This window comes from Psychrobacter proteolyticus, assembly GCF_038155145.1.
Classification (GTDB): Bacteria; Pseudomonadota; Gammaproteobacteria; order Pseudomonadales; family Moraxellaceae; genus Psychrobacter; species Psychrobacter proteolyticus_B.
Window position 1 is genome coordinate 577,542 of the sequence record NZ_JBAKAY010000001.1, and the last position, 12,373, is coordinate 589,914.

The 12,373-nt window shown below is 42.9% G+C and carries 10 protein-coding genes; 6 read left to right on the forward strand and 4 right to left on the reverse strand.

Annotated elements, in window-relative coordinates:
- Positions 1–162 precede the first annotated feature (162 nt).
- On the forward strand, positions 163–1,329 hold the full coding sequence (locus tag V6252_RS02285; RefSeq protein WP_341609094.1) for a glycosyltransferase: 1,167 nt from the start codon (positions 163–165) through the stop codon (positions 1,327–1,329).
- Between the two features lie 59 nt (positions 1,330–1,388).
- On the opposite strand, the gene V6252_RS02290 is transcribed toward V6252_RS02285, so the two are convergent.
- From V6252_RS02290 to aspS, 4 genes are all read right to left on the reverse strand, one after another.
- Complete coding sequence (locus tag V6252_RS02290) at positions 1,389–2,246, reverse strand: hypothetical protein (RefSeq protein WP_341609095.1); 858 nt, start codon at positions 2,244–2,246, stop codon at positions 1,389–1,391.
- A 96-nt stretch (positions 2,247–2,342) separates the two neighbouring features.
- Positions 2,343–3,143, reverse strand: a complete 801-nt coding sequence (locus tag V6252_RS02295; protein ID WP_341609096.1) for a glycosyltransferase — start codon at positions 3,141–3,143, stop codon at positions 2,343–2,345.
- 150 nt (positions 3,144–3,293) lie between these two features.
- Complete coding sequence (locus V6252_RS02300) at positions 3,294–4,325, reverse strand: lysophospholipid acyltransferase family protein (RefSeq protein ID WP_341609097.1); 1,032 nt, start codon at positions 4,323–4,325, stop codon at positions 3,294–3,296.
- Positions 4,326–4,392: 67 nt separating this feature from the next.
- A complete protein-coding gene (gene aspS, locus V6252_RS02305) occupies positions 4,393–6,219 on the reverse strand; it encodes an aspartate--tRNA ligase (RefSeq protein ID WP_191115386.1) in 1,827 nt (608 codons plus the stop codon).
- 374 nt (positions 6,220–6,593) lie between these two features.
- On the opposite strand from aspS, the gene sohB reads away from it, so the two are divergent.
- The 5 genes from sohB to V6252_RS02330 all read left to right on the forward strand — a co-directional run bounded on the left by sohB (position 6,594) and on the right by V6252_RS02330 (position 12,369).
- Entirely contained in the window at positions 6,594–7,574 is a 981-nt protein-coding gene (gene sohB, locus V6252_RS02310) for a protease SohB (RefSeq protein WP_341609098.1), read from the forward strand.
- A 258-nt stretch (positions 7,575–7,832) separates the two neighbouring features.
- Positions 7,833–9,083, forward strand: a complete 1,251-nt coding sequence (locus V6252_RS02315) for an acyl-CoA dehydrogenase family protein (protein ID WP_341609156.1) — start codon at positions 7,833–7,835, stop codon at positions 9,081–9,083.
- Between the two features lie 241 nt (positions 9,084–9,324).
- Positions 9,325–10,569, forward strand: coding sequence for a phosphotransferase family protein (locus V6252_RS02320; RefSeq protein WP_341609099.1), 1,245 nt, complete (start codon positions 9,325–9,327; stop codon positions 10,567–10,569).
- Between the two features lie 47 nt (positions 10,570–10,616).
- A complete protein-coding gene (locus V6252_RS02325; protein ID WP_341609100.1) occupies positions 10,617–11,381 on the forward strand; it encodes a histidine phosphatase family protein in 765 nt (254 codons plus the stop codon).
- A gap of 118 nt (positions 11,382–11,499) precedes the next feature.
- Positions 11,500–12,369 carry an SDR family oxidoreductase gene (locus V6252_RS02330; RefSeq protein ID WP_341609101.1) on the forward strand — a complete coding sequence of 290 codons (870 nt, stop codon included), beginning with the start codon at positions 11,500–11,502 and terminating at the stop codon, positions 12,367–12,369.
- The last annotated feature ends 4 nt before the right edge of the window (positions 12,370–12,373 follow it).

Here is a 12,373-nt window from a genome sequence, read left to right on the forward strand (position 1 = left end):
TTAGATAGTTAGACTAATTATAATTTTTTATAGAGATACCGTTAAATCCTGCTCGTACTTTACTAAGTAAATGCCGAGCACCAGCGGTAGGTGAGACTAGCATATAAAGTCAGAACGCTGCAATAATTATGACCATAGTTGCATTCATTTGGCTAACCTATCATGCCTATACCGTTAAAAAATCAAGCTGAGACACCAATGCCACCTATTATTCTATTTATTTTAAAAGCGCTTGAAGGTCGCGGTGCTGAGCGTATGGTTACGACGTTGGCAAGCGCTTATGCAGATATGGGCTATCGCACTCATATCCTATGTTTGGAAGCGACGCAAGATATGCTACTAGACGCTCGTGTGCAATATCACATCGTGCTATATGACGAGGTGTTTTCTGAGCAGAATCTCTACCCAGAATCTACGCAAGCACAAGCCTACGAATCAGTTGCTAAACGTATTGATACTTATGTGCTTAGCCAAATAGGGAAGCCAGATTTGATACTGGCCAATATTTATAAGATAAACTGGATTATGGCATATAGCCAGTTGCCAAATATCGTAAATGTACTGCATACAGCGCTATCAAAGCAGTTCCGAAATCAATTATTAGAGTCGCCAGTACAGACTATAAACCATTTGAAAATGGTCTATGGCGCTCATCCTTGTAGCTGTGTGAGTAAGGGTGCACGCCAAGACTTGATTGCTCTTATCGGAAATATCACCAAAACCACAACAATCTATAACCCTTGTGATGCTATCGCTATAAATACCAAAGCAGCAGCATCTAGCCATCTAGAACATTTCAGCTTAGTAGATAAAAAATACATCGTACATGTCGCCTCATTTGATGACATGAAAGGTCACCGAGACTTGCTACATACATATGCCAAAACAGAACGAAAGCTACCATTAGTACTAGTAGGTAAAGGTAGGCTTGAAGAAGAGATTAAACAGTTGGCTGTCCAACTAAATATTAGCGATTGTATTAAGTTTTTAGGCTTCCAGACTAACCCTTATCCATTAATTAGATCAGCTGCACTGATGGTACTCACCTCTAAGTTTGAAGGCTTTGGCTATGTCATCGTAGAGGCGCAAGCACTGAGCGTACCAGTAATCAGTACGAATTGTCCTTTTGGTCCACGAGAGTTATTACCTGAGCAAAACTTAATAGCGGTAGGTGATATTGATGGCTTGGCCATGCTCATCGATCAAGCCATAGACAATCTTACAGATTATATCGTGCCGCTAAACCAGCAGTTACTGCCTGAACATATTGCAAGACAGTACTTAGCGTTTGGTTCTGTTTTAGATTCAGAGAAAAATGAAGGTTTATAACTTGTAGTGGTTCTTAATGAAACGCAATCAAGTAGAGGTTATTAATTACGAGTCATTAACTAGAAAGTGTCAAATAGCGATTTAGAAATAGGAGAGTGATTTACGACAGGGACACCATGCGATTGATAGATTCTGCCGAGCAAGTTAAACGAAGGGATAATGCGCTCGTTCATGACTTTGCTGAGCATACTTGGTGCACTATTGTTTTTATTTTCATAAAACCGTGGTTGCTTACTGTTAAGCAGATCAATACCGTACAGATGAATACTCGCTGCTTGACGCGAAAACGCCAACTGCGCCGCGACATAAGCGACAGTACCTGCCTCCACAAATCCATGAGTAATGTTAAGAGAGACACCAATGTCAGCCGCTTTATGATCGCTATCAATAATAAAGTTTGGATTATTGATAAAGTACGATAGCGGCATTTTTTTATTGAGTAATTTTTTCTTAAAGATCAGCTTATTAAAAGATAGCTTGTTTGACTTGACTCCCCATGGCCTATCCACTGGGTACAACACCCGCATGGCATGATAGTACGTTTGCATAATATCAGGGTGCGTGGTGGCCATTGCTTCAAAGACAGCTAATGTTGCATATAGAGGTTGACCCGTATAGTACTGCTGTAAAATCTCAGGCTGATGATTGATAAAGCGCGCATCACTGATGACGTAACCAGCAATATCGGTAAACTGATGCTGCCCAATCAGGCTGATACTGCCATTGACAAAAATAGTAGGCGTATCTAGTAGCGCTGCTAACGGTAGCTGCTGTATAGATGGCCCTGAGGCGATAATATTGACATCTTTTCCATGCAGGCTTTGTGCTGGCTCATTGGCATTAAAAGCATTGATAATGACGAGCTCATTATCAATATTGAACCCAGCGGTAGCAGGTAATCTCAAATATAGCGCCATACTATTTTCCAGTCGTTTATTTCACCTATCTTATATCTTAATACACTGCCTTTACGCTAATTATAAATTGTCTACATATGGTTAATTGCTAAGCATTTATTGCCAATGGTCTTTTAGCCATGGGCTTGGCTTCACATGTCGATACCATTTACCGCCACTACCAGCAATTGCATCGGGCGGGTTAATCTCACCGTGGAAAATAACGATTTTGGCATCATCCGGCAGAGTAGGTGTGCGTACAAAGTTAAAAGGAATCGGCGCAATACATTGGTACTTAAAGCTAACACACCATGTCTTATCCCAATACTCTAGGTGATGATGCTCACGCAAATAGTTAGAAAGGTAAGCCTGCTCGTGACGTACTTGGGTGCGAATGGTTTCAAAGTTTCGCTCAAAATTGGACAGTAAATCAGGATAGGTATTCATACCAATATTAAAGCGGTAGACGGAGCTGTTACCAATCATGCGCCAAGGTTTTTTCCAGTCGCGGATGATGACGACACTGTCCTCATGCTCAGCTTGATAAGTAAAAAACGCATCGATATTATCGACAATGACGATATCAATGTCTAAAAATAGGGCCACACCTTCTAAATCATACAGCTCAGGCTTAAAGGTAGTCAGTTTTTTCCAACCACGTTCAGGACCTGCTGGTAGATCCATATCGGGTATAGGATAGCAGGCAATCGCAGGGTCAATACCTGCGCTGTCATCAGTCAAGCAAACCATTTGGAAATCTAGGGTTAGATGTCGACTAACCATGTTGTAGAGACGATTGACGTATTCAGGACCATATTTGTCGCCCCATTTCATACAGATGATATAACGCTGTTCAGCAGCATTTGTACTGGTTTGATTAGGGTCTAGAGATGAGGTCTTAGTTACGTCAGATGTCATAATGCACTCGTATTGAGATAATAGTCAGATAAATGAAGGACTAATAAAAGTAAAAGGATATAGAGTTCAGCCAATATTAGCATAGCTGTGACTGATGGTACGTCTAAACTGATGGCATGTCTAAATAGTGCAACGCTAGGTTAGTGATGACTAATGATTGTCGAGCTTAGTGTTATCATTTTTAATAGCACTATCGCTTTTTACATTGTCGCTTTCAACGTTGTTATTTCGAACGCTATCGTTGATATCACTATCAGAACGACTAGAAACGTTAGAGTAGTGAGATTGAATAAAAGCTGCTAAAGTCTCTTTATCTTTTCGGTAAGGGTTGCCTAAATTTGGTATACGCTTAAAACGTCGATAGCCCCACATATAATGACTGTAGTTGTCTGTAATCATACGCTCCATGGCCTGATTGAGAGCATGAGTCGCCACTTCAGCATTGCGGTCATACAAGGCTGGATCATCGAGTTTGTAGCAGTAAATGTCAAAACCGCGTCCATCGGTACGGCGAATACAAGATAAGCCAACCAGCGCACATTTGGTTTTGCTTGCCAATTTGGAGGCAAGGGTACTGGTCAATGTTTTGATACCAAAGAACGGAACGACAACGCCGCCTGATGGCTCTGGAACGTGGTCGGGCAGTACAATACTAAAACCACCTTGCTTGAGCGTTTTAAACACGGCTTTGACGCCGCTACCATCAGTAGGTACCAAAGTCGCGTTAAGTCGCGCTCGTCCTTGAAGGATAAACTCATTAGCGAATTTGCCAACAACTGGCTTATACATAATGGTTGGCGCACCAAACTGGTTGAGCCAAGCATTCATCATCTCCCAAGTGCCGAGATGCGGGACGATAGCAAGCATGCCATTTGGATTGGCAAGACCTTCTAAAAAAATGTCTTTATTATGGACATCACGAATCTGAGCAATACTCCACTCAGGAGGCATCGCCCAACTTTTTATAGATTCAATACTGGTCAGACATTGATGATAAATAATGTCTTTGGTCAATGCGCGCTTTTGCTGCTCAGACAAGGTATGAGTAATCAGCGCCATATTGATCTGAATGGTACGCATGATACTTAAACTGGGTATCTTAATAATAACCCACGCAACAAAACGTGCCAGCATCTGCAGTACAGACAATGGCACGATTTTGAAAATATGATACGGATTCATGACCACTCACATGGTAATGAATCACGTAACAAGCACTGTAGACAGCAACCGCGCATTATCAAACGATTTATTCAGCAGGCTTGTTGGTATCAGCCTGTGCTTTTTCACGCACACGGATACCAAGCTCACGTAATTGTTTGCTATCAACGCCAGCAGGTGCTTGAGTTAATGGGCAATCAGCTGTTTTGGTTTTTGGGAAGGCGATAACGTCACGGATAGAGCTTGCGCCTACCATCAACATAATCAAACGATCCAAACCAAATGCTAGGCCGCCATGCGGTGGCGCACCGAATTTTAGAGCATCAAGTAAGAAACCAAATTTATCTTCAGCTTCTTGCTCACCAATACCCAAGGCTTCAAGTACAGCTTGCTGCATATCATAAGTGTTGATACGTAAGCTACCACCACCAATCTCAGTACCGTTCAATACCATGTCATAAGCGATAGAAAGGGCAGATTCTGGGTTGTTTTTCAACTCTTCAACTGAGCCTTTAGGCTTAGTGAACGGATGATGCATCGACGTCCAACGACCATCGTCAGTCTCTTCAAACATTGGGAAGTCGGTCACCCAAAGTGGTGCCCATTCACAAGTCGTCATTTCAAGATCTAGACCGATTTTTTGGCGTAATGCACCAATTGCATCATTCACGACACTGGCTTTGTCCGCACCAAAGAAGATAATGTCGCCATCTTCTGCAGCAGTACGCTCGATCAAGCTCACAAGCACGTCATCAGTCATGTTTTTGATGATAGGAGACTGTAGACCAGACTCTTTATCCACACCGTTGTTAATGCTGCTAGCGTCATTGACCTTGATATAAGCCAAACCGCGTGCGCCATAAATACCAACAAACTTGGTATAAGCATCGATTTGCTTACGGCTTAACGATGCGCCACCAGGGATACGTAGGGCAGCAACACGACCTTTAGGATCGTTTGCAGGACCGGCAAATACCTTAAAGTCAACGTCTTTCATCAAGTCTGCAACGTCAACCAACTTTAGTGGAATACGTAAGTCAGGCTTGTCTGATGCATAGTCACGCATTGCTTCAGCGTAAGTCATGCGTGGGAACTGCTCGAACTCAACGTCCATCATTGTCTTAAACAAATGCTTGATAAGACCTTCGTTGATGTTCATGATTTCTTCTTCGTTCAAGAAAGAAGTCTCAATATCCACCTGAGTAAATTCAGGCTGACGATCGGCACGTAAATCTTCATCACGGAAGCATTTAGCAATTTGATAATAACGGTCAAAACCTGACACCATCAATAACTGCTTAAATAGCTGTGGTGACTGCGGCAGGGCAAAGAAGTTACCTGGACGGGTACGTGATGGTACAAGATAATCACGCGCACCTTCAGGCGTTGCACGAGTCAAGATAGGCGTTTCAACATCCAAGAAACCATGATCGTCTAAATAACGACGAATCGCTGACGTTGCCTTGGCACGGAACACCATACGCTCTTGCATTTGCGGACGACGCATATCAAGATAACGATACTTTAGACGCAAGTCTTCAGATACGGTCGTTTTTTCGTCATTCAATGGGAATGGCGGTGTTTCAGATTTAGCCAGTACTTCAATTTCTTTGCCCAATAGCTCAATCTGGCCACTGGTCATATTATTATTTTCAGTACCTTCATAACGACGACGTACGCGGCCAGTTATCTTTAGCACGTATTCAGGACGTACAGCATCAGCTGCTGCAAAAGCTTCTGGGGTATCAGGGTCGACCACGACCTGTAAGATACCTGCGCGGTCACGCATGTCTAAGAAAATCACGCCACCGTGATCGCGACGACGATGTACCCAGCCTACGATACTAATGGTTTGCTCAAGCAAGCTCTCGGTTACGGCTCCGCAATACTCGTCTCGGTATTCGCTATGCGTCATAGTGCTTTGCGTCATAATATGGTTATCCAGTTATCAGCCCAATTCGAAGTATAATAATGCAGCCATTGTTGTGCGTTTCAAGCTATTTGCAAAAAAAACACACAAACAACGCGATTAAGACATATGGTCATCACGTTGGCTGCAGAAAATTTGATATAAACGCATATTATGCCTAATCTGCCCTTGTTATACAACCGGCTGAGTTCAATCAAAGCACGGGAGTCTGCAAGTATCTGAGGTATTTATTCTGCGTTATTTATATTGGGTTAAATATTGTCATCATGCTTGAAAACGCCGCTTAGTGTGCACATATCAACCGCACGCTAACAAAAACAGCCATATCAATATATTTACTGACTTGAGGATTTGTAACCATGCTATTTCATCCCCCTAAAAACCCTGTTGAGCTTAAAATACGCCACTTAAATGATGCTCAAAAGCAGCGCCGTGAAGATTTGATGGAAGCCACCCAAGGCAAAGCTGCCCTCAAACAGTTTAAAAAAGTCATGGCCAAAAAAGCCAAGCAAGCATTGAAAGCAAAAACCAAAAATAAGAAAAAACATTCTGATGATAAGGCACAAGTTTTTGTGCTCGATTTTGACGGTGATATCAAAGCAACTGCGGTCAAACATTTGCGTGAAGAAATCAGTACTTTAATTAGTACTGCAAATAAAGGTGACGAAGTTATCGTCCGTCTCGAATCAGGCGGCGGTTTGGTACATGGTTATGGTTTGGCCGCAGCGCAATTGGTTCGCTTAAAAGATGCTGGTCTGAAATTGACGGTCTGTGTTGATAAAGTGGCGGCGAGCGGTGGTTATATGATGGCTTGTGTTGCAGACAAGGTAATAGCCGCACCATTCGCTATCATTGGTTCAATCGGTGTGGTGTCGCAGCTGCCAAACTTTCATAAATGGCTAAAAAACCATGACGTCGATTATGAGATGTTTACCGCTGGTGACTACAAACGTACGGTAACTGTATTTGGTGAAAATGATGCCGAAGACCGTGCCAAGTACCAAGAAGAATTAGAGCAGACGCATGAGCTATTTAAGCACTTCGTAAACAACTATCGTCCAGAACTTGATGTGGCCAAAGTAGCTACGGGTGAGCATTGGTATGGCGAAGATGCGTTAAAGCTTAACTTAATTGATAGTCTACAAACTTCAGACAGCTATATTTTGGAACGTATGGAAGACAACGAAGTGTATGCACTATATTCACGTCAGAAACCGACGTTAGCAGAAAAGTTAGGATTGGCTCAAGCAGCAGAAGCGACATTGAGAATGGCTGTAGATAAATTACCTGATGCACTTGCACGTTTTGATTTGAATAGTCGCCTAAATATTCTGAAATAATGTTAGTTATCATTATGATAGTTAAATAATGGTATTTTAGTACTTAGAAGTTTTTGGATACATTGTTTATATTTTGTAAAAGGCGTGGCCTAGCTGGTCGCGCCTTTTTGCTGTTTATTGACAATTGCTGTGTTATAAATGTAGCACACGGAAAACAGTATACGTGCGTGCACTAAAGCTCTAGTAGAGCTTTTTATCAACATTTGATTTAGACAATCAATAAAGAAAAGGAAGTCATTTATGTCTAACGACAATTTAATGTTTACCGCAACAGAACATGGTCAAGCCATGCATGCCAAAGTCAAAGCGTTTATCGAAACGAATATTGAGCCTATCGAAGCCCAATTTTGGGAAGATTGTCATAAGAAAAACCCTGATGGTAATTGGGAAAATTGGGAGTGGCCAGAAGCCTACGAAAACCTGCGCAAGCAAGCACGTGAAGAAGGCTTGTGGAATTTATTCTTGCCAGATGACACATTAGGTGCAGGACTGTCAGTCACTGATTATGCGCCTATCGCAGAATTGACTGGTCGTAGCTTGCTAGCACCTCATGTATTCAACTGTAATGCACCTGATAGCGGCAACATGGAGCTGTTATGGCGCTACGGTACTCAAGAGCAGCAAGACAAGTGGCTTACCCCAATCCTAGAAGGTAAGACACGCTCTGTATTCTGTATGACTGAGCCTGACGTGGCGTCAAGTGATGCAACCAACATGCAAGCAACAGCCGTAGTAGATGGTGATGAGATTGTCATCAATGGTAGCAAGTGGTGGTCATCTGGTCTTGGCGATCCAGCGGTTGATGTTTTGATTGTGATGGCATATACCGCGGATGAAAGTGCAGACCGTCATCATCAGCATTCGATGGTGCTTGTGCCAGTCAACACACCAGGTGTGAACATTAAACGTATGCTTAAAGTGTTTGGTGATTATGATGCACCGCATGGCCATGGCGAGATTAGCTTTGAAAATGTACGTGTGCCAGTCAGTCACTTCATTGGTGGACCTGGTAAGGGCTTTGAGATTGCACAGGGTCGTCTAGGGCCAGGTCGTATTCATCATTGCATGCGCTGTATCGGCGCTGCCGAAAAATCTCTTGAATTAGCAGTCAAGCGTGGTATGTCGCGTACTGCCTTTGGTAAGCCATTACTACAATTGGGTGGTAACTTTGAGCGTATCAGCGAGGCCCGTATCAAAATTGACCAAGCACGCTTGCTCACATTGTACGCCGCTCAAAAAATGGATGCTCAAGGCACCAAAGCAGCATTGACGGAAATCTCTGCTATCAAAGTAGTGGCGCCAACTGTGCTACAAGAAGTCGTCGATATGGCGATTCAGATTCATGGTGGTATGGGCGTGTGTCAGGACACATTGCTACCAAATTTCTACGCGCAAGCACGTGTACTACGTTTAGCAGATGGTCCAGATGAAGTACATAAAACCATGATTGCTAAGCTGGAACTAAAACGCCAAGGCTTTAGTCGTTCTGCTAAATCTGACAAAGTTTAGTCTTAAGCTTAATCTTAACAAACGGTTGTGTGAGTTAGTTTCGATTTGCTCACGCAACTATCAAGAATAAGCCAATCAAAATGCTAATTGAAAATTCACTATTAACGACTTAGTAGTGAATTTTTCATCACTAGAGCGAGTTTTCATTTCAAAAATAGTTATAAGAATCAGATAAATTGAATTGAGAACTAGCTCGCATATCTGTTATAAAAATAAATGACCACATGATAAGGAATGTCTCATGGCAACTGATAGTAAAGTACTAGACAAAGGCGGTGCCGTACGCGAGGGTGAAGAGCTTGATGCCAAAGCAGTCAGTGAATGGCTTCGCGGTCAAGGTGTCGACGTGGTAGGCGAGCCTACAGTCACTCAGTTCTCAGGCGGCGCATCAAACTGGACATATCGACTACAGTATGAGGGTGAAGATAAAAACCAAGACCTCATATTACGTCGTCCACCAAAAGGTACCAAGGCAAAATCTGCCCATGACATGGTGCGTGAGTACACCGTTCAAAAAGCGTTAAAAGATGCTTATCCTTATGTACCTGAGATGATTGCGCTATGTACGGATGAAGCTGTTATCGGCGCTGATTTTTATGTGATGGAGCGTATGGAGGGTATTATTCCTCGTGCAGAATTACCAGAAGGTATCGATCTAAATCCTGAGCAAACGCGTCTGCTTTGCACCAATGTATTAGACGCTTTGGTAGAGCTGCACCAGATAGACTATACCGAGCATCCTGATCTGGTTAATTTGGGTCGCGGTGAAGGTTACTGCGAACGCCAGATTAGTGGCTGGGACAAACGTTATGTTAAAGCAAAGACACCAAACGTACCAAGCTTTGCATTGGTCAGACAATGGCTTGCTAAGCACACGCCTGCTGATAGCAAAACTTGTATCATTCATAATGATTGGCGCTTTGACAATGTCATACTTGATGCGGATGAGCCGACCAAAGTGATTGGCGTGCTCGACTGGGAGATGGCAACCCTTGGCGATCCATTGATGGACTTGGGTAGTGCGTTGGCTTACTGGATTGAAGAAGATGACAATATCATCATGCAGCAGTTCCGTCGTCAGCCAACACATTTAGAAGGCATGATGACGCGTGATGAAGTGGTTGAATATTATCTAAAACAGTCAGGTTTAGAGATAGATAATTGGACCTTTTATGAAGTGTTTGGATTGTTCCGCCTCTCAGGCATTATTCAACAAATCTACTATCGTTATTATCATAAGCAAACCACCAATCCAGCTTTCAAAAACGCTTGGCTCGTTATACATGTCATGCATGCTAAATGTTTGAAACTAATTGCGCAATATGAAGGCGAAGCCTTATTCAATGCGCATGTGCAGCCGCATTTAGAAGACATAGGCGTAGATGCTGCTGCTATCGAGCAGTTACCAAGCCCTGTTCAAAAAGTGGTCAAAAGTATTTTACCAAAAGGCTATTTTGCAAAAGCACCTGACTCTCCTGAAGCGTAAGCATTCAGTAAACCGTACTTTGCAAATATGATAAAAGGTAATAATTTATGACAACCATACTTTTAGCACGTCATGGCCAAGCATCTTTTGGACAAGAAAATTATGATCAACTCTCAGAACTAGGCACTGTCCAAGCACAAATGCTAGGTCAGCACTATGCAGCTACGCAGCGCCGTATCGATGCCATATTTACTGGTAGGTTGGTGCGACAGCAAGACTCAGCACGTCATTTTTGGGAGCGTTACCAGTCATCTGTACATGCCAATAATAGCAATGGCACAGCTGTTGCGCCTGTAATCAACTTTGATCAGCCTGATAGTTATATTCTGCCGCAATTTGATGAATTTAATCATAAAGACGTGTTCGTTAAGTCAGCAGAGGCATCTGGTAATCGATCTGACATCTCAGCTGAAATCGCCAAAGCAGAATCGCCAGCGACACGACTGGCTGAGCTATTTGATCAAGCGATGCAACGCTGGCATGCTGGTGACAATGACCAAGATTATCTTGAGAGTTGGCCACAGTTTAATGATCGTGCACAGCAAGCCCTTGAACAAGTACGTACAAAAGTAGCAAGTATGAGCTTAGATCAGGACAGCACCGTACTCGTATTTACTTCAGGCGGTGTGATCGCTGCAATAACTGCACAGTTATTGCGGCAAGGCAGTCAAACCGCTTATCAGCTGAATAAAAGCTTGGTTAATACGGGTGTGACCTCTATTACTTTAAAGAATCAAAGTTCTCGCTTGTTGTCTTTAAATGAATACAGTCATTTATTTTCTGATGGTAAACCATTCGTGACATGGCGATAAATTTATATATGACTTGCGAATAATGTAGTGTCATACCTATTTAAGGTATAAGCACTATCAGCGTTTATACTAGATACCGATTTGATTCTGTGTAATATCGATATACAAAGGACTGTACATGCAAAACAAATTAATAAAATTGGTTGCTAAAAGTGCGCGCCATAGCAAAAACCAGATAGTAGGCGCGGTACGACCTGCAAGCTATCTAAAAGACTTGAGTCAGCAGCAAGTAGGCAAAGGTAAAACAGTGCTTATCACAGGTGCCAGTTCAGGTCTGGGCGAGGGTATGGCAAGATTGTTTGCTAGCCTTGGCTACAACTTGGCCATATGTGCACGTCGTACTAATCGTTTAGAGCACCTAAAATCGGAAATGATGGACAAGTATCCTGATATCCGAGTCGAATACCAAGCACTAGATGTGAGTGATTATGATACGGTCTTTCAAGTATTTGATGCTTTTGCAGATGATTTCTGTAGCATTGAGCGAGTAGTGGTCAATGCGGGTATTGGTGATAGCCGCCGCATTGGTAAAGGGCATTTTGAGACTAATCGTCGCACTGCCGATGTCAATTTTGTAGCAGCACTGGCACAGTGTGAAGCCGCCATGAATATCTTCCGTGCTCAGAACAGTGGCCATTTGGTCGTGATATCTAGCATGTCAGCCATGCGTGGATTGCCTAGGCATCTGACAACCTATGGTGCAAGTAAAGCTGGCTTGGCTCACTTAGCAGAAGGCATTCGTGCTGATATGCTTTTGACTAATCTTCCTATTAAGGTTTCTACGATTTACCCAGGCTATATTCGCACCGAAATCAACGAAGGGTCTAAGCCATTACCATTTGAAGTCGATGCAGATACTGGTACTAAAGCCATTGTCGCAGCTATCGAAGTGGGTGTAGATGAAGCCTGTGTGCCGAGCCTGCCTTGGTCTATTGTCAGTCATGCGATGAAGCACTTGCCATTACAGGTAATGAATAAACTAAGCTAATCAA

Bases quoted from the DNA above. Each gene is read 5' to 3' on its own strand.
- V6252_RS02295 (WP_341609096.1), bottom strand. From the start codon at position 3,143: ATGACATCTGACGTAACTAAGACCTCATCTCTAGACCCTAATCAAACC.
- sohB (WP_341609098.1), top strand. From the start codon at position 6,594: ATGCTATTTCATCCCCCTAAAAACCCTGTTGAGCTTAAAATACGCCAC.
- aspS (WP_191115386.1), bottom strand. From the start codon at position 6,219: ATGACGCATAGCGAATACCGAGACGAGTATTGCGGAGCCGTAACCGAG.
- V6252_RS02285 (WP_341609094.1), top strand. From the start codon at position 163: ATGCCTATACCGTTAAAAAATCAAGCTGAGACACCAATGCCACCTATT.
- V6252_RS02325 (WP_341609100.1), top strand. From the start codon at position 10,617: ATGACAACCATACTTTTAGCACGTCATGGCCAAGCATCTTTTGGACAA.
- V6252_RS02320 (WP_341609099.1), top strand. From the start codon at position 9,325: ATGGCAACTGATAGTAAAGTACTAGACAAAGGCGGTGCCGTACGCGAG.
- V6252_RS02330 (WP_341609101.1), top strand. From the start codon at position 11,500: ATGCAAAACAAATTAATAAAATTGGTTGCTAAAAGTGCGCGCCATAGC.
- V6252_RS02300 (WP_341609097.1), bottom strand. From the start codon at position 4,325: ATGAATCCGTATCATATTTTCAAAATCGTGCCATTGTCTGTACTGCAG.
- V6252_RS02315 (WP_341609156.1), top strand. From the start codon at position 7,833: ATGTTTACCGCAACAGAACATGGTCAAGCCATGCATGCCAAAGTCAAA.
- V6252_RS02290 (WP_341609095.1), bottom strand. From the start codon at position 2,246: ATGGCGCTATATTTGAGATTACCTGCTACCGCTGGGTTCAATATTGAT.